Genomic DNA, 25,423 nt, shown 5'->3' with positions numbered 1-25,423 from the left:
CGGGGTGCACGAAGTTAGATCTCTGCCTATGGGAGGGCAGAGTATGAAACATGGCAGGTGATAAATGACCATCTACAACGTAAGCAATGCGTCTGAGCTTTCTGCGGCGATCAGCAGCGCGCAGGGCGGTGACACCATCAAATTGGCTTCCGGCAACTATGGCGCGCTGAACCTCAGCAAGCAGTTTTCGGATACGGTGACAATTACGTCGGCAGACCCATCGAACCCCGCGAGCTTTTCGTCGGTTCAGGTGAACAACGCTGAGAACGTGACCTTCGACAATCTGAAGTTCGATTACACGTACAAGAACGGCGACCCTGACTATCTGCAAGCCTTCGCGATCAACGGAAGCTCGTTGATCACGGTGCAGAACACACAAATCCTGGGGGATGATGACAACACCGGCTACGGCACCGCCTGGGGCCTGACGGTCATCAACTCTGACAACGTCAATGTCCTGAACAACGAAGTGTCGAACTGGCACCGTGGTGTGAAGATCCTTCAAAGCACCGACGTCAAGGTCGTGGGCAACGACGTGCACTCGATCAGTGGCGATGGCATGAACTTCGCTGACGTGCAGCGCGTTCTGATCGAAGACAACTATATCCATGACTTTGACTCGGATCCGGCATCGCCGTTCCACAAAGACATGATCCAGTTCTGGACAACGGGCACCGACAGCCCCAGCACCGACATCGTGATCCGCGGCAACACGCTGGACATCGGTTCCGGTGCATGGACCCAGTCGATCTTCATGCGCAACGAGCTGGTCGACCAGGGCCAAGCTGGCGCCAACATGTACTACAAGAACATCCTGATCGAAGATAACACGATCTATAACGCCCACGTTCACGGCATCACGGTTGGCGAAACCACCAACCTCGCCATTCGCAACAACACCATCCTGCAAGCCGATGGTGACATGAGCAATGGCAACAATACTGGCCGTTCGGGCAGCATCATGACCCCGCGGATCATTGTTTCGGACAATGCGAAACAGGTCACGATCGAAGACAACATCACCTATGAAGTCGGCGGCTACAATGGCCAAAGCGGCTGGAACGTGAACGACAACGTGATCGTTCAATACACCAATCCCGGCGCATCCAACTATGTGGGTAATCTGCTGGAAAGCACTGCCGGCCTGCAGGGCGGCGGCGCCCATAGCGCGACCGGTGTGACCGGCGGCATCATTGATACGTTGAATGCCGGCGCTGCGAAGGTCCAGCCTGAATATCAGGGTGGTGGCTCAAGCGGCGGTGGTCAAACTGGCGGCGGCGATCAAACCGGTGGTGATGACCAATCCGGTGGTGGCGATCAGTCCGGCGGTGGCGATCAGTCCGGCGGTGGTGACCAATCCGGCGGTGGTGACCAATCCGGTGGTGGCGATCAGTCCGGCGGTGGTGATCAATCCAGTGGTGGCAATCAGTCCGGTGGTGGAGACCAATCCGGCGGTGGAGACCAATCCGGGGGCGAAAATCAGTCCGGCGGCAACGAAACCGACGAAACCGATGAAACACCAGTGGTTCAGGCGAAATATGTACTCGACATGGATCAACTGGCCCGCAACAAGTGGGCGCTTCAGGACGACGCAGCCGTTAACAACGGCGCTGTCCAAATGGATGGTTACAAAGATCACGTCTATCTGGGACGTCTGGAAGAGTTCGAGAACTCAGGGAAAATCGCGTTCTCGGTCACATATAACCAGGCCGATTCAGATGGCGGCAGCCAACGACTGGTTTGGAACCACATGAAATTCGGCGTCACCCTGAAAGACGGTGATCTGTCGGTCCATGTGGCGAACGAAGAACGTCCCTTCTGGGAAGGTTTCCAGATCAAAGGGCTTGGTCTTGATGATCATGAAGATCACAACATCGTTGTGCTGGCCGATCAGGATACCGACCAATTGAAAGTCTATGTCGACGGCGAGTTGGTCCTTGACCAAAACGACGTGGACCTGAACTTTGTCGGCGCCGGTGGTGGCGAATGGGGTTGGTCACTTGGCACCGCCTGGGACAGCTTCTTTGAAGGCGAAGTCAGCGACTTCCGTATTGGGACCGACTTCGACATGGTCGAAGACGAAACCGGCAGCGGCGACCAGACCGGTGGTGGTGACGAAACCGGCAGCGGCGATCAGACCGGTGGTGGTGACGAGACCGGCGGCGGTGATCAGACCGACGATGATGAAGGCGAAGATGACGGACCCAACTTCCCCGACGAAGGCGATCCCGTTGTGGCCGACGGCATCGTCGTCGACGACCACGTCATCGACTTCGGTTCGCTGATCGGTGATGACTATGCCTTGGGCGACGATGCGAAAGTTATCGGCAACGGCGAAGGCGTGCGTCTGGATGGTGATCGCGACAGCGTCTATCTTGGCCGGTTGGAAGAATTCGAAGATACCGACCAGCTGACCTTTGCAGTCGAATACAACCGCAACTCGGTTGACGGCGACACCGAGCGTCTGGTCTGGAACCACATGAAGTTTGGTGTGGCTCTGGAAGGCGACGGCCTGCGCATTCACGTGGCCAACGAAGACCGCCCGTTCTGGGAAGGCTTCAAGGTCGACAATCTTGGACTGGATGACACAGACAGCCACCAGATTGTTGTGATGGCCGATGCGGATGCCGATCTGCTGCAGGTGTTCGTTGACGAACAACTGGTGCTGGAACGTGCCGATCTTGATCTTGAATTCGTCGGCGCTGGCGGTGGCGAATGGGGTTGGTCGCTTGGCACCGAGTGGGATCGCCACTTCGACGGTGACGTCACCCAGTTCGCGCTGGAAGCCGATGCGCAGTTCATCGACACCACGGTGCCCGAGCCCGAACTTCTGGGCTAACACACCTACGAAACGTGACAAAAGCGCCCTTTCCGACCGGAAGGGGCGCTTTTTTCATCCCAAACCTTGCAATTCATCCAAATTCCACACGTAATCGCGAAAACAAAGTCAGAGCAGTTCGGTTTACAGGCGTGCTATTCAGAAGAACCACCGCGAACCCGGAATTTGATGCGCCCTTCAACAAATTGCGACGCCGCGCGCGCTTGTTGCAGGTGAACATCAAATATAACGGTGTGGCGCAGACCGGATCGGTCTTGCTGCTGGGGGTCGCGAAACGGATGCGGCTTTGGTCGGGTCCGGTGGCCAAGCTGGGCCAGTGTCGCCACAGTCGCGATCTTGACGTGCACGGGATCGTCGATGTGTCGGACCTGTCCGTCTCGGATCTGAAACGCAGCGCGGCGAACCGATATGAACCGACCCCCGCGCTTGAGTTTCGCCACGTTCTGCAATCGCTGAAGCTGCCCTATGATCAGTATGATTTTGTGGATTACGGATCGGGCAAAGGTGCGATATTGGCCGCTGCGGCGCGCTATCCGTTTCGACAGGTAACCGGTGTTGAGTTTTGTAAAAACCTGCATGCCGACGCACAGCGAAACATCGCAACCTTGAAAACCCGCGCGACAGGTCACGTCACATCGGTTCTGGCCGACGCGCGGGATTTCAAACCGCGCCCCGGCCCGCTGGTCGTTTATCTCTATAATCCATTCAACTATGACATCATGGAACCGGTGATCGAGAACTGTGTTCAGGCGACACTGGATACGGACCGGCCCTGCTATCTGTTGTACAAAAACCCGTTTCTGCGCGACCGGCTGGATGTCCACCCTGCCCTTGAGAAGATCCGCGAACCTTTCGGCGGATCGTGGGCAGTGTATCGGTTCAGGGCTGGTCGGCAGTCCCAAGCGCCGCGGTCAGCTCGGACACGATCAGCCTGATGTGATCTGCGGCCAGATGTTGCCCGCATGGCAAGGTCAGGACATGGTCTTTCAGGAACTGAGCATCGTCAAACTCAGCCCAGTCCAGCTTCTGATTATAACCTGACCACCATGGGGTTGCAGCAATCCCGCGCGCCGAAAGACGGGCGGCGACGGCATCCCGATCTTCCACCAGAACCGGAAAGGATAGTGGGCACGCCGTGTCGGGCAGTGTTTCATAAAGCGGTGTTACACCCGCAATATCCGACAGAAGAGATTGATAAATATCATAATTTTCGCGTCGGCGCGTGCGGGTCTGCGCCGGATTGAATGCCGCAAGGGCGCGTTTGGTAAAGCCGCTGATCCGGCTATGCTTCAGGGCGGGATCGAAATAATAGCCCGGCGGCATGTCGATATGCGCCCCCGGTTCAGCTGCAAGGGACGGTGTCACGCGGCCCTTGCGCCGCCACATTGCCACTTTCCGAAGCAAGCGCGCGCCCACAAAGGCTTCCAGCCCCATTCGGATAAATGGTTTTCTAAGCAGCGAGTGGGGCGGCGGCTGATCGAACGGCTCACGAAACTCAAGCTGGTCGGCGTTCAACACAATCGCGCCCCCTGCCAAAACGGGGAAGAGTTTATAGAAGCAAAAGACGCTCACATCACCGGCAAACCCCTCGGCCGGGCGGTCGCCGCTCAGCAGGCTGAGTGCGCAATCTTCGATCAGGAACAGCCCGTGCTCGTTACAAAGCGCACGGATCGCGGATGTGTCAGGTTGCAGCATCCCGAAATAATGGGTCAGATATATCGCTTTGGTCTTTGGTGTGACACGTTGCGCCATATCGGTCAGGTCCGGGCGCGTCCGGCGGTCGATCTGATAGAACGCGATGTCCAGCCCGGCATCCAGAAGGGGGTCCAACTCGGACCCACAATTATAGGCGGGGGCAAGCACCTCGTCACCCGGTTGAAGGCCCAGAATGTCACAGGCCTCGCGCAAGGCCGTGCGGGTGTTGAAACTAAAAGCAACCCGCCGCCCATCGAACAAAGGTTCCAACCCGCCATCGGGATCACGCGATAGCAAGGACCACAGCGATGGCGTGGGGTCACCGCAATCCAGATGCTGGCGCGTCAGCTCAGTCATCATCCAACCCTTTCAGCGCCCGATACCGCCGCCTTGCCGCGGCCTTCAACACCTCTTTGCCATTGCCGGTGACATGTAGAAACCCGTTTGCAATCCGGCTGCGTTCGCCAATCCGAATGACGGCTTTCGGGGCGAGTTCGGATTTGTATTTGTAGATGTTGTATTTCTTGTCCGACTTGTCGGTCGTTTCAACATACCCCTCGACATCCAGAGAAGCACATCCCTTGGAGCGCGCCCAGATCATCCCCTCAAGCCATAACAGCGGTGATATCCTGAGATTTTTCAGCGCGTGCAGAAGCTCGGTTTCCGTGGTGAAATGGCGTCCATGCGCGGTGTGCGCACTGCGATACATCAACAGCCCACTGATGAAAGCCCCGTCGCTGAACGCGCCCAACAAGATCCCCATATCACCGGCTTCATAGATGTCATCAAAGCTCTGAACAAAGCTGTCCTCGGCCAATGCAAACAACCCGCGACTCACGCGAAGCCGGTTCAGGCTGTGCAGGAATTCCAGTGCGCCGTCGCGCGTTGTGATCGGCCTGACAGACACACCCGCCCTTTCCGCCCGCCGCACTTCGCGCCGCGCGCTTTTGGAAAACCGCGACATGATTTCATCAGGATCGGGGGTGATATCGATCAAACCGGTATCGCGAAAAATGCCGTCACTGGACAGGGCAAACCGGTTGTCCTCCAGCAGGCGGTGCAGCGCCTGCGCGTCATCTTCCAGCCAATAAGGTGTGATCCTGACACGCCCGATGCGCGCAATTTCCGGGTGGGCGAAGGCGGCATTCAGGAACGCAATCATCGCCGGTGCATCGTTGCAGACCGGTCCGCTCAGGAAAATTGCGTCGCGATAGCGGGACGCCAGAAACGGGTGCGGCGTGCGCGACAGCAGACCAACCCCGGCCAGCGCCCCGTCAACACGACCCAGCACAAACAGAACATCCGCCCCATCGACGCGTTCGGTTTGGGCGAAACGGTGGTCTTGCCTTGGATGTTGAAAAGGCGACGCGGAGAGGAAGGCATCCCACTCTGCCTTCTGCTCGGGCCCCAATTCCTGCAAACATTCGATGTCCATTAAGGATCCCGATAATAAACGAAGATCGACGCAATATCGTCGCATTCAATTGAAATTATGGTCCAGACAGTAGATACCAGACCCTATAACGCGCTTTCAGATCATTATATCAGTCTATGTAGCGTAAAATAATAGATATTTGGTTGTTGTTTAAGAGATACTTTACGAATGAAGGCAGTACAAACCCCCAATGAAGCGAATGACGGGCCGTTTGACGTCTCGGTGATCATCGTGAACTGGAACACCTGCGACTTGTTGCGGGACTGTTTGCAATCGATCATCGATCAGACCCGGGCCTCATGCGAATTGATTGTCGTCGATAATGCCAGCGCGGACGGATCGGCCGAGATGGTGGCCGCCGAGTTTCCGGATGCCGTTCTGATCGCCAACGCCGAAAACAACGGGTTCGCGGCAGCAAACAATCAGGGGCTGGCGGTGGCGCGCGGGGCGCATGTTCTGCTTCTGAACCCGGACACGATCATCCTGGATGGCGCAATCGACAAGATGCTGGACTGGCTGTCGCGGCACCCGGATGTGGGCTGCGTCGGTTGTCAGGTCATGGAAGGCCCGGACGTGATCCAGCGCACGGGCTTTGCCGAACCGGGGTTGGTGAACCTGCTGATTGTCAGCCTGGGCCTGATGCGGCTGGACGGGATACATCCATTCTTTGGCCGCCCGTGGTACACCGATTGGGATCGCAAATCCGAACGCGACGTAGATGTCGTGTCGGGCATGTTCATGCTGGTCCCGCGTCCTGTGCTGGACAAGGTTGGCCCGCTGGACGACGCCTATTTCGTCTATTCCGAGGAAGCCGACTGGTGCTATCGCATCCGTCAGGCCGGGTGGCGCTGCGTGTTCACGCCCGAGGCGCAGATCATCCATCTGGATGGCGGGTCGAAAAGCACCTCGCAAATTCGGTCGCGCATGTATGTCCAGATGCAGAAAAGCCACCTGATCTATTCGCGCAAGCATCACGGGACGCTGGGCTATCTGGGGGCCAAGCTGATCTATATCCTGTCGGCGGCGTTGCGGCTGGCGGTTTTTGGTGCGTTGCGGCTTGTGCGCAGCGATGCCGAGACCAAGGCCAAGGTGCGTTTGTCGTTGGCCTCGTTGCAATATCTGCTTCTGGGGAAGGAGCCGATGTCCTGATGGCAGGCTTTGACCATGAATGGCTGGACGATCCTGCTGAGGTTCTGGCACTGGCAGACGAATGGGATGCGCTGGCTGACCAGACCGGGGCAGATATTTATCTGACCCCGGGGTGGTTCGCTGCCCGGTGGCGGCACTTTGGTCAGACCCAACGGCTTCGGTGCCTTGTTCTGCGCCAAGATGATGCCCTTGTCGGCATCCTGCCGTTCAGCATCGAACGCATTTGGGCGGGACCAGTGCCGCTGACGCTGGCCCGGCTGGCCGGAACCGATCCGCATTGCCTGATCTTCACCCTGCCCGTCCAACCCGACGCGATGGGCGCGATGTGGACCGCCACTTGTGCGGGGCTTCTGGATACAGGGCTGGCCGACGCGATCAGCCTGACGCCGGTTTCCGACCTGTCGCACATGCTGGCAGCCGCCCGGGCCTGTGCCAGCCTTTCGACCGTTGAGGTCACCGACCAGCCCGCTGGCGCGCATACGGTCTTTGATCTGCCGGGCGACTTCGACAGCTATCTTGCCAGCTTGTCCAAGAAACGCCGCAGCCAGTATCGCCGCGATGTGAAGGGGCTTGAAGCCGCGTTTGACATGACCACTCGTGTGGACATTCCAGACGCCGACGCCTTTGCCGATTTCATCACCTTTCACAACATCCAGTGGCAGGCCGTTGGCAAGGGCGGTCATTTCCATGACTGGCCGGGCAGCAGTGCGTTTTATCAAGAATTGTCCGACAGGTTGGAGGACAAGGAACAGGTGCAGTTTCACACGCAAATGGGCAAGGACGGGCCGCTGGCGACCCAGTTCGCGTTGGTCGCCGGGCAAACCTGCCACTGGCGTCTGCCTGCCCGCAGCCTGGACGACACCGCCGACAAGCTGAGCATCGGCAAGGTCGGTCTGGTTCAGTTGATCGAAAGCATGATCAAGCAAGGCGTCACGCGGATCGAGGGTGGGATGGGCAGCTATCCCTATAAACTGTCCTATGGCGGTCGCATGGTCGACGTGCACCGCATCGTGCTGTCCCGCGCTACGGGTAGGGTGCGACTACGGCTGAACCTGATGCTGAAATGGGCCGAACTGGTCAATTTCCTTTACTACCGGCTGTGGTTCATCAAGCTGGCCCCACGCATTCGGGCGCGCACCGGAATGGGGTTTCACGCCCTGTCCCGCCACTGGATCAGGACGCGGATATAAGGGGTCACATGGTTACCACGCGCTATATCACGGCAGAGGACTGGCCCGGCATCGCGGCCCGGTTTCGCGACCTGAGTTTTGAACAAAGCCTGACCTATGGGCAGGCAGCCGCCCGACGCATCGGCGGCCAGTTGAAATTCCTGGTCGTCGAAGACGCATCGCAAGTCATCGCCGCCACCAGCGTGCGGCTGAAAACCATTCCCGGCCTTGGGCGCGGCATTGCGTGGATCCCCTCTGGCCCGCTGGTCCTGCCGGTCAGCGGCGACGACCCGGACGCCGCGCGGCTGCAAGCGATCCTGACAGCGCTGCGCGACCGGCTTTGCGACAGCGAAGGTCACGTGCTGCGCCTGCGCTTTCCGGGGGTTGCCCTGCACGACAAGACTACGCTCGACCCGCTGGCCGCCGCCTGCGGCTATCGTCCAACCGACAAAGTGCCGTCTTATCAATCTTTTACGATGGATCTGCACAAGGATCACGACACGATGCTGAAAGATCTGATGGGCAAATGGCGCACCGATCTGCGCTATGCGTGGAAATCCGATCTGTCGCTGGAGGCCGGGTATTCGCCTGACCTGCAGGCGCGGTTCCTGCGGCTGTTTGACGACATCCAGAAGGAAAAGGGGTTTCAACCTGATATCACGCCCGAGTTTCATTTTGCCCTGTCCGGCGACGATCTGCGTTACGACATCCTGATCGCCACCAAGGATGGCAAGGATCTGGCCGGGATCGTGATCGGCACATCCGGCAAGGTGGCGACCTATCTGTTCGGCGCAACAGCTGATGCGGGGCGTCGTTTGCGCGCCGGATTTTTCCTGACATGGGAGGGGATCAATCTGTCGCGCTCGCGGGGCCTGGACTGGTATGATCTGGGTGGCGTGGATTTCGACGCAAACCCCGCCGTTGCAAGGTTCAAGGACCGGATGAACGGCACCCCCATCGACGCCGCCGGCCCGTATGAGGCCCGACCATCACAGCCGTGGTCCGCGCTGGTGCTGGGGGTCGAGGCCGCTTATGGCCGCCTGAAAGGACGTGGCTGATATGACTGTTGGCATCATTTTTCACGGCATCGGCACACCCAAGCGCCCGCTTGAGCAGGACGAAGCACCCTATTGGATCAGCGAAGACCAGTTCCGCCACGTGCTGGACATGATCGTTGCCCTGCCCGACCCCAACCAGATCAGGATCAGCTTTGACGACAGCAATGTCTCGGATCTTGAGATTGGGTTGCCCGAACTTTCCGCACGTGGATTGGTTGCGGATTTCTTTGTCCTGACCGGACGGATCGGACAGGCTGGGTCGCTAGATGCGCCGGATATTCAGACGCTGCAACAGCAGGGTATGACCATTGGCACCCACGGGGTTGACCACCTGAACTGGGCCAACCTTCCCGCCGACAAACTGCATCACGAACTGACAGCTTCGCGCGCCACGCTAGAGGAAATCTGTGGGCAGGCTGTGACCACGGCGGGTATCCCGTTTGGCGCCTATAACGCCGCCGTTCTGAAGGCATTGCGTCAGGTCGGCTATACCTGCGCCTATTCCAGCGATTGCGGCAAGATGGACCCGAACGCCTTTCTGCGGCCAAGGGCGTCGGTGCAGGGCAAGATGACTAATGCCGACTTCCGCGCATTGATCGCAGGGCATCTGTCGGTCAAACGCAAGCTGCGCCGGTTTATCGGCATGACGCGAAAACGGCTGACCTGATTTGTCGGATCAGCGTCTTTTCTTGGGATCATGCCCATTCGGAAAGCGGGTGTAAGGCAGGTGTTCGCGGCGCGGCGACTGTGTGTCCGCGTCTGACCGGCGCGTTTTCGGTGGCTCTTTGGTCTTTGGGGCGACCGTATGGTCCCGCGCCAGAACCGGTGCGTCCCCGCGGATACGTGTCACCGCTGGCCTGCGTTTGTCCGATATCTCTTGCACGTCGGTAACGTCAGATGGTCCCTCGGGTTTGGCGAAGATGAACCACACCCCGCTGCCCAACATGAAGAAGGTCCAGGAATAGATATTGGTCCACACATGCACAGTGGACAGCGTGAACGTCATGCCGATGAATGAAAACATGTAAGCCCGGCGCAACCGCCATGTCAGAGGGTCCGCATCCACCTTGGCAAAGGCGATGCGCAGGATGATCTCGGAATACCCGATGACCAGCAGGATGAACCCGGGAATGCCGAACTGCATGGCAATCAACAGCCAGAAATTGTCGACGGTGCTGGCGTGCATCCAGCCGGGCCGCTTCCAGTCGTTCAGACCCAGTCCGAAAACCGGATTGTCCCAGACGTTCTGAATCCCGTGTTCAAAAATCAATCCGCGCCAATAGGCGTTATGCGGCGAAAACGTCGCATAGCTCATAAACACCCGGATCGGCGTGCGGTTCGACAGAAGGTCGATGGTGATATAGGCCAGCACAATCAGCGACAGAAGCAACATCCAGCGGGATTTGAGCTTGTTGAACATCGCCGCCCAGATGATCAGCCCGATTTGCAGCGCCACCGGCAACAATGCCCCGCTGGACAGCGACAGAAAGACCCCCGCACAGATCAGACCGGTGGTCAGATAGCGGCGGAAATTACCCCATTCGCCTTTCATGCCGACAACGCAAAGCGCGAAGGCAACCGAACAGAACAGGCCATAGTGGATCGGGTGGGCAAAGACGACCTGCGCCCGATCAAGCCCCATCCGCGATTCCATCACGATGTTTTCAAGGCTGAACAGGCCCGGCAGCTTTGCGATCATCTCGATCGCGATGGGGCGCGCGGTCTTGGCCTCGAACAGCGCAAATGGCAGCGTCAGGATGATGATGACAAACAGAACTTTCCAGACGGCCATCAGAACCTGCGGCGACCGCACATAGGCGCGCGCCAAAATATAGCCGCCCAGAAACTCGACCGCGTTCGATCCGATGAACTGAACCGTTCGGTCCGGGTTGTTGACTTGCAGGGCGACCGCTGCCCACCCCATATGCAGAAAGAAAACGAAATCAGCGACAACCAACCGGCCGTATTTCCCGCTCATCAAATTGATTGTCATGGGAACAATCAGCACCAGCAGGAAGGCCCGGACACCGTTCAGAAGCACCGGACCCGCATAGAACTGGAACGGGACGACCACCATGATCAGATAGATCAACACCGGAAGGGGCAAAACCCGTTTGGACTGGTTTGCGGCGCTGAACGATTGCGATATTGTTTGGTCGGCTGTGGCCACGGTTTTGGTGCCCCGTAAAATTGACCGGCGCCCTCAATATCGGACGCTGACATAAATAACTAATATAACGTTGTGCAGGGATTACGCCACCGCGACGTGAAAAGCAAAGACCATGTGCACTGTGCACTGTGCAGATGGACGGGCATGTGGGTGGTCGCTTCAAGACAAAAACGACTCGCACCCGTCTGAACATGAGCCGACGGAAACCCAACGTCGATTGACTGGCTGGACGGGTGGGATCGGATCACGGGAATTCCACCAGCCTTTCTATTATCTGATTGTTTTTCTGATACTTAACGCCCCTGCTCTCATTTTCGTGAGCATCGTTGACATTTATCAAGACGCCCAGCGTCCAGAACCTTCATCTTCTCCCTGCCTCACCAAGCAAACGGAGAGTGATCATGTCACTTGGAACCACCCAAAAGAAAATCCGCAGTTCGCTAGGGATCGGCTTTGCCATGATGCTCGGCAGCGTTGCAATGCCGGCTTTTGCACAAGAGCCGACATTGAGCGATGAAGCATTCGAAGCTTCCAAGCAACTTTATTTTGAACAATGCGCCGGTTGTCACGGTGTGCTTCGCAAGGGTGCGACAGGTAAGAACCTGGAACCCCATTGGAAAACCACGGCAGCAGACGGCACAGTGACCGAAGGCGGCACACTGAAGCTCGGCCAGGAGCGTCTTGAAAAGATCATCATGTGGGGTACCGAAGGCGGTATGAACAACTTCTCGGACATCATGACCGAGGAACAGATCAAAGACATGGCGACCTATATCATGATGGATCCGCCGAAACCGCCAGAAATGTCGCTGGCCCAGATGAAAGAGACCCGCAAGGTCTATGTCGAAGAAGCCGACTACCCGACCGAGCCGCTGCACGGCCGCAACTGGGAAAACTTCTTCGTCGTGATCGAGCGTGACGTCGGTAAAGTGGCTGTCATCGACGGCGACACCAAAGAAGTTCTGACGCATATCCCGACCGGCTATGCCGTGCACGTTCTGAAAGCCTCCGAACACCACAAACTGGAAGAGCCGGAAAACCCGGGTCGCTTCTGGTACACCATGGGCCGCGACGGCAAAATGACCAAAATCGACCTCTGGCAGACGCCGGACAAGATGCTGGTTTCGGAAGTCAAGATTGCCTATGACGCACGCGACGTTGCAGTTTCCGGCGACGGTAAATACGTCATCGGTGGTGGTTACTGGCCGCCGCACTTCGCAATCGTTGACGCTCAAACCATGGAGCCGGTCAAAGTCGTGTCGACCCGCGGCGTGAACGTCGACGGCGAATATGTGGAAGAAGCCCGTGTGGCCGCAATCTACACAACGCCGAACGAACCGACATGGATCGTGGCCGTGAAAGAGCTGGGGCAGCTGTGGCAGGTGGATTACACCGACCTCGACAACCTGAGCATTGACAAGATCAACTCGGCCAAGTTCCTGCATGACGGGTTCTTTGATCCGACAGGTCGTTACTTCCAGATCGCAGCAAACGCGTCGAACAAAATGGTTGTTGTGGACACGCAAACCCACAAACTTGAAGCCATGATCGACACCGCCGCGCTGCCGCACCCCGGCCCTGGCGCCAACTGGGAAGATCCCAATTGTGGCCCGGTTGCAGGCACCACCCACTTGGGCGTCGGCACTGTGACGGTCTGGGGCAACGACCCCGAAGGTCATCCGGATAACGCCTGGAAAACCTGCTACGAAGTTGAAACCGATGGCGCTGGCCTGTTTGTACGGACCCACCCGAATTCCAAGTACATTTGGGCGGACCAGACCAAACACCCCGAGCCTGAAATTCAGCAGTCGGTTCAAGTCATCTCGAAAGAGACCGGCGAGATCGTGAAAACGATCCAGATCACTGAAGACGAAGGCAGCGCCGCTGTTCACTTCGAATTCAACGCGGACGGCACCGAAGTTTGGGTGTCCAAGTGGAACCTGTCGGATTCGAAAGAGCCCAACGGTCAGATCGTGATCTTCGACGCCGACACGCTGGAAGAGAAAGCCCGGATTGACGGCCTCTACGCCCCAACCGGCAAGTTCAACGTCTACAACCGTTCGAACCACGTCACCTAAGGGTGATCTGAAACGAAACCCAAGGGGGCGGGCACAGCGCCCGCCCCTTTTCTAACGACTGGTCTGACCACGGACCAAACACAAAGCCAGAACGGAGCCTGGACATGTCCCAGACCAACGGTAGCGATCCGAAAAAGCCAATCTGGCGACGGTATTTCCTGTGGGGAATGCCGCTTGCCGGTATCGCGGGCGTCTTTGTCGCCGGCATCATCTTCTGGGGTGGTTTCAACACCGCCATGGAAGCCACGAACACCAAGGATTTCTGTATCTCTTGTCACGAGATGGAAGATTTCGTCTATCAGGAATACAAAGGCACCATTCACGATGTGAACCGCTCGGGCGTGGGGGCTGTCTGTTCGGATTGCCACGTGCCCAAGGACTGGACGCACAAGATGATCCGCAAGATCAAGGCGTCGAAAGAGCTTTGGGGCAAGCTGACCGGTACGATCAGCACCGAAGAGAAATTCGAAGCCAAACGCTTGCATCTGGCGATGAACGAATGGGAGCGGATGAAAGGTTCGGACAGCCGCGAATGCCGCAACTGCCACCACTTCGATTCAATGATGCCGGAATTTCAGGCGCCCCGCGCCCGTCAGCAACACTTGAACGCAATGAAAACCGGGCAGACCTGTATCGACTGCCACAAAGGCATTGCCCACTCGGACCTGCGGGATCGCGCGGACGAGGAATATCTGGAAGCGCTGGAAGCGCCAAACCCGAAATTCATCCGTGAAATCCCCCAAGCCTATCTGGACAGTTTGGCGCGCATCGAAGCCCGGGAAGCCGAAGAAGACGCGGCCCGCAAAGCCGATGCAGAAGCCGAAAAGGCGCGCATGACGGCAGCCGTCGAAGCCGCCCGCGCAGATGAACGCGCAAAGGTCGAAGCTGAAATGGCAGGCACTGCATCTGACGAAACTGCATCTGGTGGATCGGACGGCGCAAGCGCTGGTGGCTCTGTTGGTGCAGATGTGGATTGGGACGCGATTGCATCGGCTGATCTGACGCTGTTCTATCCGGGCCAAGCCTCGTTTGAATGGGTGCAGAACGGCCGCAACCACGGTGGCGCGCGGCCGCTGACCAAGGGCGGCGACCAATGTTCCACCTGTCACGCGAAAGAGCTTGAGACCATCGGCGACAAGATCGTTGCTGGCGGTGGCGGCAAGAACGACGAGCTTGAACCGACCCCGATCCCCGGCAAACGCGGCACGATCGCAGCCAGCCTGAAAGCAGCATATGACGACGAAAACGTCTATTTCCGCCTGCAATGGATGGATGCCGGCCACAACCCCGTTCCTTTCGTGGACGGCGGCAAGATGGACCCCGACAACCAGATCAAGGTTGGCATGATGATCACCGGGACGGGCATTGAAATGGGTGAACAAGTGGGCTGCTGGGCAACCTGCCACGCCGACAACACCTATATGCCCTTCGATCCGGGTGCCGACGCGATTGCCGCCAGCGGCGACATCGCCACGCAGCTTCAGGCGGACAAGACAATCACCAAGTATCTGGCCGAAAGCCGCACGGATATCGAGCTGAAAGGCCGTGGCGACAAGCCGTTGGGCGGTTGGGACAAAGTCAAAGATCCGGCCGAGATCGACCAGCTTCTGGCCGACGGCACCTTCATGGATCTGCTGCGTGTCTATGCAGATGGGACAGCCGAAAACGGCTATCTTCTGCAAAACCGCACGGTGAACGAAGGCGAAATGGCTGCCGAAGCCAGCCTGGGCGCGGATGGCACCTGGACGGTGACGTTCTCGCGGCCGCTGGCAGGTGGCGAAGGCGATGTCGCGCTTGAGCCGGGCAAGACCTACACGGTCGGCTTTGCGATCCACGACGACTTTGCCGCAGCCCGTTTCCACCATGTGACGCTGAACACCAGCCTTGCGCTGGACAACCCAGAAGCCACGATTAACGTGGTCAAACAATAAAGACCTGCGCTGCGGCTGCCTCAACCAGCCGCAGCGCTCTTTCCCCGAGGTTCGGAAAGGAACGCTGATGAAACGCTCTGTTCATGCACTTGCCCTGTCCTCCGCCGCCGTGCTTTGCACGGCTTTCCCTGTTCTGGCAGACGACAAGATCGACGAGATCTGTGCCGAAGCCGAAGAACGGTATGCCGAGATTTTTGGCGCCCCCTCGTCTGAGGCCGACGGCGTCACCATCGTCAAGATGTACAAGTATAATTTCTGCCCCGGCGAACTGGTCGTGCCTGTCGGCACCACCGTGCGTTGGGTCAATGTCGACAAGCGCACCAGCCACAGTGTGATTCTGCCGAACGAACCGGAAAGCGACCGCGCTTTCCCCGAAGAAAGCGTTGAATTCACCTTTTTGACCGAAGGCGATCAGGAATATCTATGCGGTCCGCACTGGGAAACGCAGAAAATGATCGGGATGGTCACAGTGACCTCGAAGTGATCTAATTATCCATCTGTAATATATAAATTTTTGCTCAATATACACGGGCGCATTTAATTGCCGACGCCTTAACTTAGGTCAAGGATAAGCATCGCCGGGCGGGCCATTTTAACCTCACAAACCGGCCCAAGCCTCACCCGCTGGCGATGTCTGTCTTTTGACGCATGTTCGATGCAGTCACGCTCCTCGGGTATCTGGCTTCCAGCCATCCTAAGGACGAGCGAGACACGACATGACCGGCAAAATTTACCTGATCGGCGCAGGCCCCGGAGACCCGGAGCTGATGACCCTGAAAGCCACCCGTATGCTGAAAGAGGCTGACGTGGTGGTCTATGACCGGCTGGTGTCCGACGACATTGTCGCCATGGCCCAGCCCGATGCGCAGATGATCTTTGTCGGCAAGGCCTCGAAATGCCACACGGTGCCGCAACGCCGGATCAACGAAATCCTGGTCGAAAAGGCCCGCGCGGGGCATATCGTGGCCCGCCTGAAAGGTGGCGATCCGCTGATCTTCGGGCGCGGCTCGGAAGAAGCCGCCTTTGCCGCCGCGCAAGGGGTCGAGGTCGAATACGCCCCCGGCATCACCGCCGCGCAAGGCGCCGCCAGCGTGACCGGCGTGCCCTTGACCCATCGCGGGCTGGCCACCGGCGTGCAATATGTCACCGGCCATCGACAGGCCGATGGAGTCTTGGACCTTGACTGGAAATGCCTGGCCAACCCCGACACGACGCTTGTCGTCTATATGGGTGTGGCCAATATCGGCCAGATCGCTGTGGGCCTGATGACCGAGGGCCTGCCGGGCACGACGCCGGTCATGGCCATCTCGCGCGCCTCGACGCCCGATGAGGTCCGCATGGTGTCCACCCTCGATCACGTGGCGCAGGACGCCCGCCGCGCCGGGCTGAAGCCCCCCACCCTGTTCATCATCGGCAAGGTCGTATCGCTTTACGACGCCGACCTGTTCGATCCGGCACAAGAGATGGCCGCCCATGCGTAGAACGGTGGCATATGGACCGCCCGACGGCAACGCCGGGCAGCGCCCGACCGCCCCCATGGGCGGGCGCTTCACGCCCACCCGCGGTCGGGCACTGCCCTATGCTCTTTGCTTTCTGCTGTCCGCCACGGGCACTTTTCTTTCCTCTGGCACCGCCCACGCGGGCGAACCTGCCCTGGACCCAACCGCCCTGACGCGTCTGGTGCATCAGGATTGCGGGTCGTGTCATGGGCTGACGCTGAAGGGCGGGCTGGGGCCGGATATCCGCCCCGAAACCATCGACCATTACGATCCCGAGGTTCTGCAATCCGTGATCCTTGACGGCATCCCCGACACCGCAATGCCCCCCTGGCGCCCCCTCATCACCGAGGCCGAAGCCGCCTGGATTGCCGACTATCTTCTGAAAGGCGACACCGAATGAAAACGCTGATTTCTGCCCTTGCCCTTGCCGCCACCCTTGGCACCGCCGCCCTTGCCGACACCATCGCAACCGGCGATCTGGGTCTGGTCATCGAACGGGCCAAAGGCTCGGTCCTGCTGATCGACCAATCCGACCGCGCGTCGCTCGCGCGGATCGAAGGGCTGGGCGATCTGTCCCATGCCTCGTTGGTCTATTCGCCCGACGAACGGTTTGCCTATGTGTTTGGTCGCGACGGTGGGCTGACCAAGGTCGATATCGTCACCCGCACAATTGCCAATCGCGTCGTACAAGGCGGCAACTCCATCGGTGGCGCAATTTCCGACGATGGCAAGCTGGTCGCCGTGTCGAACTACGAACCCGGCGGCGTGCGGGTCTTTGATGCCGACACGCTGGAAATGGTCGCCGACATCCCGACAGGCTCGAAAACCATCGGGCTGGTCGATGCCCCCGGTCGCCGTTTCGTCTTTACCATGTGGGACACGGGCGAGACCTGGATCGCCGACATGTCGAAAGGCAACGAGCCTGAGATCACCAAGATCACCGACATGGGCAAAAACCCCTATGACGCGCTGGTCACGGGCAATGGCCGCACCTATATTACCGGCTTGTTCGGTGAGGACGGGTTGACCGCGCTGGACCTGTGGGCCGACAGCCCCGAACCCATACGCGTGTTGCCGAACTATGGTCGCGGGCAAGAGGATATGCCGGTCTATAAGATGCCCCATCTGGAAGGCTGGGCGCTGACCGGGTCCGAATTCGTCCTGCCCGCTGTCGGCCATCACGAGGTGTTGTGGATCGACGCGCAGACGCTTGAAGAAACCGGGCGCACCAAGACCTATTCGCAACCGGTCTTTGCCATGGCCCGCCCCGATGGGCGTCAGGTCTGGGTCAACTTCGCCCATCCGATGAACGACACCATTCAGGTGATCGACACAGTGACCAAACAGGTGATCCATCAGTTCAAACCCGGCCCCGCCGTTCTTCACATGGAATTCACCCCGCGCGGCCATGAAATCTGGATCAGCGTGCGGGATGAAAACAAGGTCAAGGTCTATGACACGCACAGCTTTGAATTGCTGCGCGAGATCAAGGCCGACAGCCCCTCGGGCATCTTCTTCACCGCGCGCGCACACCGGACGGGGCTGTAAGCGATGAAGGATGTCGTCAACCATATTGACCGTGCCCTGCTGGACGACTGGCAGCGCGACTTTCCCGTGGTGTCCCGCCCGTTTGCCGAACTGGCCAACGCGGTTGGCACGACCGAGGTGGACGTGCTGACCCGGCTGGCCGACATGCAGGACAGCGGCACGATCACGCGGGTCGGGGCCACCTGTGCGCCAAATACCCTGTCGGCCTCAACGCTGGCCGCCGTTGCTGCCCCCAAGGATCGTATCGAAGAGGTCGCCGCGATCATCAATGAAGACCCCGGCGTTAACCATTCTTACGAGCGTGAGGACCAGTGGAACCTCTGGTTCGTTGCGACCGGCCCGGATCGCGATGCCGTGAACGCTTCACTTGCACGGATCGCGGATCGTACGGGCTTGCGTGTGCTGGACCTGCGCCTGATGCAACCTTTCAACATCGACCTCGGGTTCAAGATGGCCGGGCAGGAACCCCCCGTGATGCACGCCAAACCCCGCGCGCTGGACTTGTCCGCGATCCGCGAGGGCGACAAGGCGTTGATGAACATCCTGACCAACGGCATGCCTCTGGTCGCCGCGCCCTATGCGGTAATTGCCGACCAGCTTTGCCGCACCGAAGCCGAGGTTTTGGACCGCGTGACCGCCCTGACCGACGCCGGTGTGCTGTCGCGTCTGGGCGTCATCGTGCGCCACCGCAAGCTGGGCTGGAAATCGAACGCGATGGTGGTCTGGAACGTGCCACCGGGCCGCATTTACGAGGCAGGCACGCAGCTTGCCGCCCTGCCCGGCGTGACCCTGTGCTATGAACGTCGCCCGGTCGCGGATGTCTGGCCCTATCGCCTGTATTGCATGATCCACGCCCAATCGCGCGACGCCGCATTGGCGGTTCTGGAAAACGCCCGCGCCCTGCCCGCGCTGCGAAACATAGACCACAAGGTCCTGTTTTCCACCCGCTGTTTCCGCCAGACCGGCGCGATGATCGACCGCCAGAAGGAGGCCGCCGAATGACCACCCTCGATGATATCGACCGCGCCTTGGTCAACGCGTTACAGGATGACCTGCCGCTGGACCACCGTCCCTTCGCACCGCTGGCCGAAAAACTTGGCCTGACGGAAGAGGCATTGCTGGACCGTGTCAAAGCCTTGCGCGAAAGCGGCGTGTTGACCCGCTTCGGCCCGTTCTTTGACGCAGCCGCCATCGGCGGGGCGTTTTGCCTTTGCGCGATGAACGTGCCCGCCGACCGGTTTGACGCGGTGAACGACATGGTGAACGCCCATCCCGAGGTCGCGCATAATTATGAACGCGATCACAAGCTGAACATGTGGTTCGTGCTGGCCTGCGAAACCGCCGACAGCATTCATGACATCGCCGACCGGATCGAGGATGAAACCGGCCTGCCCGTGCTTCGCTTTCCGAAACTTCAGGAATTTTACATCGGCTTCAGGGTGGCGGCATGAGCATCGACGCAACAGACCGCGCCATCATCGAGGCGCTGCAAACCGGCCTGCCGCTGGTCCCTGCCCCCTATGCCGTGGTGGCCGAAAATCTCGGGCTGAACGAGGCCGAGTTGACCGCCCGCCTCGCCGCGATGAAAGACAGCGGCGTGATCCGCCGCATCGCTGCCGCACCCAATCATTACAAACTGGGCATGACCGCCAACGGCATGACGGTTTGGGATGTGGACGACGCGGTTCTGGCACAGGTTGGCGCGAAAATCGGTGCCCTGCCCTTCGTCACCCACTGCTACGAACGCCCCCGCGCCCTACCCGACTGGCCCTATAACCTCTTTGCCATGGTCCACGGTTCCTCGCGCGATGAGGTCGAGGAGAAACGCCAGCAGATCGTGACCCTTCTGGGCGATGCGCTGCGCGCCTCTGACACGCTCTATTCCACACGCATCCTGAAAAAGACGGGGCTGCGGCTTCGCAAGAAAGGGGGCTGATATGTTCCGCCTGACCGAATACATGCACCAGCTTGCCAACCCGACACCCGTGCGCCAGCGCCGGGGCGACGGGATGGTCAAACCCGTGGTGATCTGGAACCTGACGCGACGCTGCAACCTGAAATGCCGCCACTGCTATACCGTATCAGCGGACGTGAATTTCCCCGGCGAGCTGACCGAGGCGCAGGTCATGGAGACGCTGGAGGATCTGGGCCAGTTCAAAGTCCCCGCGATCATCCTGTCTGGGGGCGAGCCTCTGGACAGCCCCTATCTGTTCCCGCTGGCAAAACGCGCCCGCAAGCTGACGCGGGTTCTGGCCCTGTCCACCAACGGCACCAAGATCCATGGCGAGACCGCCGATCAGGTGGCCGAGATCGGGTTCAACTATGTCGGCATCTCGATTGACGGGATCGGCGAAACCAACGACTGGTTCCGCGGCGTGGATGGCGCCTTTGACGACGCCGTGCGCGGCGTGCGCGAGTTGAAGAAACGCGACGTGCGCGTGGGCTTGCGCTTCTGCCTGACCGAAGGCACGCAGCATCACCTGCCCGACCTGCTGAAGCTGTGCGATGACGAAGGGGTGGACAAGTTCTATCTGTCCCACCTTGTCTATGCCGGGCGCGGCGACAAGAACCGGGGCGAAGACGCGCACCATTTGATGACCCGCAAGGGGATGGACCTTTTGCTGGACCGCGCATGGGAAAGCGCCTCGGGCGGGCGGCAGTTGGACATCGTGACCGGCAACAATGACGCCGATGCGGGCTATTTCCTTCAATGGGCCGCCCAGAATTTCGAGGCCGGGAAAGTCGCCCATCTGCGCGACCATCTTGTGGCGTGGGGCGGCAACTCGTCCGGTATGGGCGTCGCCAATATCGACTTTCTGGGCAAGGTCCACCCCGACACCTATTGGTCCGATTACACCATCGGTAATGTGAAAGAGACACCGTTTTCCGACCTGTGGACCGGCGATGACCCGATGCTGGCCACCCTGCGCACCCGTCCGCGTCCGCTGAAGGGCCGCTGCGGCGCCTGCGCGATCAAGGATGTCTGCGGTGGCAACACCCGCATCCGCGCGTTGCAGGTGACCGGCGATCCGTGGGCCGAGGATCCGGCCTGCTATCTGACAAATGACGAAATTGGCGTGACCGAGGCCGATCGGCTCGAAGTCACCCCCTTCCGAGGCAAAAGAAATGACCCGAAACACCAGTTTTTCTAAAGCCCTTGCACTGGTTGCATCCCTGACCGCAGTGCCAATTGTGACACATGCCGACCCGGCGGCGGATTACAAGGAATATTGCGCCGAATGCCACGCCGAAAACCGGCTGGGCGCGCAGGGCCCCGCGTTGATCCCTGAAACGCTGGCCCGGATGCGCGGCCCGAAGATCGAAGCGGTGATCCGTGATGGCCGCGTCACCACCCAGATGCCCGCCTATGGCGAAGACCTGTCAGCAGAACAAATCGCCGAACTGGCCGCCTATCTGAAAACGCCGCTCGACGTGATCCCGCCCTGGAACAAGGACGAGATCATGGCCAGCCGCGTGATGGACGAAGACTATGCGCCGGTCGCTGCGCCCGTCTGGTCGTCCGACCCGATGAACATCACGCTGGCGGTGGAAACCGGCGATCACCATGTCTCGGTTCTGGACGGCGATACGTTCGCGGTTCTGGATCGGTTCGAAACCCCTTTTGCCGTGCATGGCGGCCCTAAATTCACCCCCGACGGCAAGTTTGTCTTCATCATGTCGCGCGATGGCTGGGTGCAGAAATACGACATTTACGCGCTGAAACAGGTGGGGCGCGTGCGCGCAGGCTTGAACAGCCGCAACATCGCCATGTCGGGCGACGGCAAATGGCTGGCGGTGGCGAATTACCTGCCCAACACGCTGACCATCCTGTCCACCGATGACCTGTCGGTCGCCGAGGTGCACGAAGTCGTGGGCAAGGACGGTACGCCCAGCCGCGTGTCCGCCGTTTATCAGGCGCCGCCGCGCGACAGTTTCGTGCTGGCCCTGAAAGACGTGCCGGAGATCTGGGAAGTGTCCTATAGCGACAACCCGGACCTGAACATCTTTGCAGGCGGCTTCACCCATGACTGGCGCGTCGAAGGGCCGACCAAACAGGACACGCCCTTCCCGATCCGCAGGATCACAACGCCCGATTATCTGGACGATTTCTTCTTCGATCAGAAGTACGAACATATCATGGGTGCCTCGCGCAAAGGCGAGGACGGATTGGTCATCGACCTTGTGATCGGGCAGAAAGTGGCGGACCTCGACCTGCCGGGCATGCCACATCTGGGCTCTGGCATCACGTGGGAGTGGAACGACACGACAGTGATGGCCACCCCGCACCTGAAAGAAGGCGTGGTCTCGGTGATCGACATGAACAGTTGGGAAACCGTCAAGCGGATCGAAACCGAAGGGCCGGGCTTTTTCATGCGCAGCCACAAGAATTCTCCTTACGTCTGGGCCGATGTGTTCTTTGGCCCGAACAAGGACAAGATGCACATCATCGACAAGGAAACGCTTGAGATCGTGAAGACCCTGCAACCGGTGCCCGGTGCGACCGTGGCGCATGTAGAGTTTACCAAGGACGGCAGCCATGCGCTGGTGTCGGTCTGGGAAGACGATGGCGCGGTTCTGGTCTATGATGCCAACACGCTTGAGATCGTGAAACGCTTGCCCATGCGCAAGCCTTCGGGCAAATACAATGTCTGGAACAAGATCACCTTCGAAGAAGGCACCAGCCACTGAACTTGCGCCAGCGCCCGGAAAAGGAGCCAGCCATTGGACCAACTTGACGCCCTGATCGTGTCGCACGGGCAACCCTCCCTGCCCGACCCGGCCGAGGCCGCGCTGGCCGATTATGTCGCTGGCGTTCAGGCCCATGCGCCCGGTCTGCGTCTTGGCTCGGCGACACTGGCCAAGCCCGGCGCGTTGGACGATCAGCTTAGAAAAATGGCGCCGGGTGCGGTGGTCTATCCGCTGTTCATGTCCGATGGCTGGTTTGTGCGCACCTGCCTGGCGGGGCGTCTGGGCGATGCACCGTTCCCCGTGATGACGCCCTTTGGCATGGACCCGGCCCTGCCCGGTCTGGCTGCGGCGGCATTACGCTCTGAGGGTCTGGGCAAGGATGACCCCTTGCTGCTGGTCGCCCATGGCTCTGGCAGCGGTCGTCACGCGCCCGCCCGCGCCACCTATGATTTCGCCGACCTGCTGGCTGGCGCACTTGGCGGGGCGGACATCTCTGTTGGATTTCTGGAACAATCCCCCACCATTCCCGAGGTCGCCAAAAGCCTGCCCGGCGATGTCCTTTGTTTGCCCTTCTTCGCGATGGAGGGCGACCACGTGCGCGAGGACGTTCATAAGGAACTGGGCGACTGCGCCTTCAAAGGCCGCGTATTGCCGGTGATCAGCCAGCTGGCTGGCGTGGACGCGATGGTGGCCGCGGCGATCTCGGCCGAACTGGCCGACTCGCACAAGGCAACGTCGGCCTGACGTCTTAGCCACGCACCCACGTCAGAATTGCATCCGGATCGGCGGGCAGAGTTTCGGCCATGTCCCCCACGAACTCGGCAAAGCCCTTGCGGCTGGCCTCGCTCCCGCCCAGCCCGACCAGCACGGGAATGCCCTGCTCCAACGCGGCGGCGATGGCGGCCCGAAAGCCACGCCCTTCGGCTTCTTCCGGGCCAAACTTGTTCAGGATGAAGGCGTCGGCATTCTGGCTGCTGGCCTGTTCGACCGCGACCACAGCCTCGGCGATGGCTTCGGGGTTCAGGCGGCAGCCCTCGGACCCTTCACCCAGCGATTGGGTGATGCGGATGGTGCGATCGTCTGACAAGACCCGCACATCCATGTCGCAGTGATGCGCGCCCTTGGGCATGTCCTGCAAGACCTTGACGATCCCGTTCAGCTGAAAGCCTTCAGCCTCCAACGTCGCGGCGGCCTCGGCGATCAGCCGGTCGGTTTCACCCGGCCCCCTGGCTGAAACACAGGCGATCCTCATGCGGCTTCTCCTTCCCGTTTGCGTGACCAGTCCGCGCCGCGCGCGCCGGTCAGAAACCCGTCCGACAGGCGCATGCCGCCCGACAAGGTCTCAAGCCGTTCCGACAATGCGGCGGCGTCGATCCGCCCGTCAATCCGGTTGCGCCATACTTGACAGACGCCCGGAAAATCGCCGGTTTGGGGCGACAAACGCAGCGCATTCACGCCGGCGTCTCGCAGCACCTCAAGCTGGTTGGCCATGCTGGCGCAACTGTCTGACAGGGTCTGCACGCCGTTCATCGCCAGAAACGGCTGATCCTCTAACGTGCGCACGGTCCGCCCGTTGGGGTCATCTTCACAGGCAAACTGGCAATTGTCCTTGGTGCGCTTGTGCAACCTGGCATGATAACAGCGACCCGAAATGGCCAGCGGCAACCGCCCATGGCCCCAGACCTCGACCGTCACCCCACGCTTGGCCCCCTCAGCCGCCAGCGCCGTGACCGAGGCCAACGGCAATTCCGGCGGCAAGCAGATGCGCGTCGCCCCACGATCTGCCAACCATGCCAGCGTGCCTTCGTTATAGACATTCACCAACGGCCCGACCGAAAACGGCATATCCTTGGGCAGATAGGCCAGCGTGGTCAGGTCGTTCACCTCGACCTCGACCCCCGCATCCACCAGTTCGGCGGTCAGCTTGCGTTCACGTTTCAAGGTCACAAGCGCCAGCGAGGTCACGGCGACCTCTTTCCCAGCCTCAAGCAGGGTTTCGATCGCGGCGGGGATATGGTCCTGATAGAACGGCAGACGTTTTGAGCATACAAGCTCGCCCAGCACCACACGCTCGACAGGCGCGGCGGCCATCTGGTTGTAGAAATCGCTCCACACATCCGCTTTCCAGAAGAACTGGTTGGGTCCGACGGTCAGTTGCATGGG

The 25,423-nt window shown here is 59.7% G+C and carries 23 protein-coding genes; 18 read left to right on the top strand and 5 right to left on the bottom strand.

The genetic code is table 11. From position 1 onward, the window contains the following. The first annotated feature begins 64 nt into the window (after positions 1–64). Together J3R80_RS14115 and J3R80_RS14110 are read left to right on the top strand one after the other, a co-directional pair. Complete coding sequence (locus tag J3R80_RS14115; RefSeq protein ID WP_275394432.1) at positions 65–2,839, top strand: right-handed parallel beta-helix repeat-containing protein; 2,775 nt, start codon at positions 65–67, stop codon at positions 2,837–2,839. A 131-nt stretch (positions 2,840–2,970) separates the two neighbouring features. After that, positions 2,971–3,774, top strand: a complete 804-nt coding sequence (locus tag J3R80_RS14110) for a hypothetical protein (protein WP_275394431.1) — start codon at positions 2,971–2,973, stop codon at positions 3,772–3,774. On the opposite strand, the gene J3R80_RS14105 is transcribed toward J3R80_RS14110, so the two are convergent. Then, positions 3,719–4,891 (bottom strand): DegT/DnrJ/EryC1/StrS family aminotransferase, encoded by a 1,173-nt coding sequence (locus J3R80_RS14105; RefSeq protein WP_275394430.1) that lies wholly within the window; start codon positions 4,889–4,891, stop codon positions 3,719–3,721. The genes J3R80_RS14110 and J3R80_RS14105 overlap by 56 nt on opposite strands. Further along, positions 4,884–5,969 carry a GNAT family N-acetyltransferase gene (locus tag J3R80_RS14100; protein ID WP_275394429.1) on the bottom strand — a complete coding sequence of 362 codons (1,086 nt, stop codon included), beginning with the start codon at positions 5,967–5,969 and terminating at the stop codon, positions 4,884–4,886. The genes J3R80_RS14105 and J3R80_RS14100 overlap by 8 nt, the downstream gene beginning before the upstream one ends. A 168-nt stretch (positions 5,970–6,137) precedes the next feature. Here J3R80_RS14100 and J3R80_RS14095 point away from each other — a divergent pair, with 168 nt between their 5' ends. The 4 genes from J3R80_RS14095 to J3R80_RS14080 are packed head-to-tail and all read left to right on the top strand — an operon-like array spanning position 6,138 to position 10,012. Next, positions 6,138–7,118 carry a glycosyltransferase family 2 protein gene (locus tag J3R80_RS14095; protein WP_275394428.1) on the top strand — a complete coding sequence of 327 codons (981 nt, stop codon included), beginning with the start codon at positions 6,138–6,140 and terminating at the stop codon, positions 7,116–7,118. Further along, a complete protein-coding gene (locus tag J3R80_RS14090; RefSeq protein WP_275394427.1) occupies positions 7,118–8,308 on the top strand; it encodes a GNAT family N-acetyltransferase in 1,191 nt (396 codons plus the stop codon). The genes J3R80_RS14095 and J3R80_RS14090 overlap by 1 nt, the downstream gene beginning before the upstream one ends. An 8-nt stretch (positions 8,309–8,316) precedes the next feature. Continuing rightward, positions 8,317–9,345 carry a peptidoglycan bridge formation glycyltransferase FemA/FemB family protein gene (locus tag J3R80_RS14085; protein ID WP_275394426.1) on the top strand — a complete coding sequence of 343 codons (1,029 nt, stop codon included), beginning with the start codon at positions 8,317–8,319 and terminating at the stop codon, positions 9,343–9,345. 1 nt (position 9,346) lies between these two features. Further along, the gene (locus J3R80_RS14080; RefSeq protein WP_275394425.1) at positions 9,347–10,012 is read left to right on the top strand and encodes a polysaccharide deacetylase family protein; all 666 of its coding nucleotides are present in this window, start codon (positions 9,347–9,349) and stop codon (positions 10,010–10,012) included. A 9-nt stretch (positions 10,013–10,021) separates the two neighbouring features. Here the strand turns inward: J3R80_RS14080 and J3R80_RS14075 are convergent, their stop codons facing one another. Continuing rightward, complete coding sequence (locus J3R80_RS14075; RefSeq protein ID WP_275394424.1) at positions 10,022–11,515, bottom strand: O-antigen ligase family protein; 1,494 nt, start codon at positions 11,513–11,515, stop codon at positions 10,022–10,024. Between the two features lie 401 nt (positions 11,516–11,916). On the opposite strand from J3R80_RS14075, the gene J3R80_RS14070 reads away from it, so the two are divergent. From J3R80_RS14070 to J3R80_RS14015, 12 genes are all read left to right on the top strand, one after another. Continuing rightward, a complete protein-coding gene (locus tag J3R80_RS14070) occupies positions 11,917–13,593 on the top strand; it encodes a cytochrome D1 domain-containing protein (RefSeq protein ID WP_275394423.1) in 1,677 nt (558 codons plus the stop codon). Positions 13,594–13,697: 104 nt separating this feature from the next. Beyond that, positions 13,698–15,524 carry a NapC/NirT family cytochrome c gene (locus J3R80_RS14065; RefSeq protein WP_275394422.1) on the top strand — a complete coding sequence of 609 codons (1,827 nt, stop codon included), beginning with the start codon at positions 13,698–13,700 and terminating at the stop codon, positions 15,522–15,524. A 67-nt stretch (positions 15,525–15,591) separates the two neighbouring features. After that, entirely contained in the window at positions 15,592–16,008 is a 417-nt protein-coding gene (locus J3R80_RS14060) for a plastocyanin/azurin family copper-binding protein (protein ID WP_275394421.1), read from the top strand. 232 nt (positions 16,009–16,240) lie between these two features. Further along, positions 16,241–17,005 carry a uroporphyrinogen-III C-methyltransferase gene (gene cobA, locus J3R80_RS14055; RefSeq protein ID WP_275394420.1) on the top strand — a complete coding sequence of 255 codons (765 nt, stop codon included), beginning with the start codon at positions 16,241–16,243 and terminating at the stop codon, positions 17,003–17,005. A gap of 172 nt (positions 17,006–17,177) precedes the next feature. Then, on the top strand, positions 17,178–17,423 hold the full coding sequence (locus J3R80_RS14050) for a cytochrome c (RefSeq protein WP_275394533.1): 246 nt from the start codon (positions 17,178–17,180) through the stop codon (positions 17,421–17,423). Continuing rightward, entirely contained in the window at positions 17,420–18,571 is a 1,152-nt protein-coding gene (locus J3R80_RS14045) for a cytochrome D1 domain-containing protein (protein WP_275394419.1), read from the top strand. The genes J3R80_RS14050 and J3R80_RS14045 overlap by 4 nt, the downstream gene beginning before the upstream one ends. A 3-nt stretch (positions 18,572–18,574) precedes the next feature. Continuing rightward, positions 18,575–19,573 carry an AsnC family transcriptional regulator gene (locus tag J3R80_RS14040; RefSeq protein WP_275394418.1) on the top strand — a complete coding sequence of 333 codons (999 nt, stop codon included), beginning with the start codon at positions 18,575–18,577 and terminating at the stop codon, positions 19,571–19,573. Further along, positions 19,570–20,022 (top strand): AsnC family transcriptional regulator, encoded by a 453-nt coding sequence (locus J3R80_RS14035; RefSeq protein WP_275394417.1) that lies wholly within the window; start codon positions 19,570–19,572, stop codon positions 20,020–20,022. The genes J3R80_RS14040 and J3R80_RS14035 overlap by 4 nt, the downstream gene beginning before the upstream one ends. Beyond that, the gene (locus tag J3R80_RS14030) at positions 20,019–20,507 is read left to right on the top strand and encodes an AsnC family transcriptional regulator (RefSeq protein ID WP_275394415.1); all 489 of its coding nucleotides are present in this window, start codon (positions 20,019–20,021) and stop codon (positions 20,505–20,507) included. The genes J3R80_RS14035 and J3R80_RS14030 overlap by 4 nt, the downstream gene beginning before the upstream one ends. A gap of 1 nt (position 20,508) precedes the next feature. Continuing rightward, complete coding sequence (gene nirJ, locus J3R80_RS14025) at positions 20,509–21,723, top strand: heme d1 biosynthesis radical SAM protein NirJ (RefSeq protein WP_275394414.1); 1,215 nt, start codon at positions 20,509–20,511, stop codon at positions 21,721–21,723. Further along, the gene (locus J3R80_RS14020; protein ID WP_275394413.1) at positions 21,698–23,260 is read left to right on the top strand and encodes a nitrite reductase; all 1,563 of its coding nucleotides are present in this window, start codon (positions 21,698–21,700) and stop codon (positions 23,258–23,260) included. The genes nirJ and J3R80_RS14020 overlap by 26 nt, the downstream gene beginning before the upstream one ends. 33 nt (positions 23,261–23,293) lie before the next feature. Continuing rightward, positions 23,294–24,004: a CbiX/SirB N-terminal domain-containing protein gene (locus J3R80_RS14015; protein ID WP_275394410.1), complete on the top strand. Its 711-nt coding sequence runs from the start codon at positions 23,294–23,296 to the stop codon at positions 24,002–24,004. Positions 24,005–24,008: 4 nt separating this feature from the next. Here J3R80_RS14015 and J3R80_RS14010 read toward each other — a convergent pair whose 3' ends face one another. Both J3R80_RS14010 and J3R80_RS14005 read right to left on the bottom strand, forming a co-directional pair. Further along, complete coding sequence (locus J3R80_RS14010; RefSeq protein WP_275394409.1) at positions 24,009–24,512, bottom strand: DUF2478 domain-containing protein; 504 nt, start codon at positions 24,510–24,512, stop codon at positions 24,009–24,011. Next, complete coding sequence (locus J3R80_RS14005) at positions 24,509–25,420, bottom strand: U32 family peptidase (RefSeq protein ID WP_275394408.1); 912 nt, start codon at positions 25,418–25,420, stop codon at positions 24,509–24,511. Before J3R80_RS14005 ends, J3R80_RS14010 begins: the two co-directional genes overlap by 4 nt. Positions 25,421–25,423 lie beyond the last annotated feature (3 nt).

This window comes from Aliiroseovarius sp. Z3, from assembly GCF_029105185.1.
Lineage (GTDB): Bacteria > Pseudomonadota > Alphaproteobacteria > Rhodobacterales > Rhodobacteraceae > Aliiroseovarius.
The sequence above is the reverse complement of the archived record's forward strand: the minus strand, read 5'-3'. Positions and strand labels throughout refer to the sequence as shown.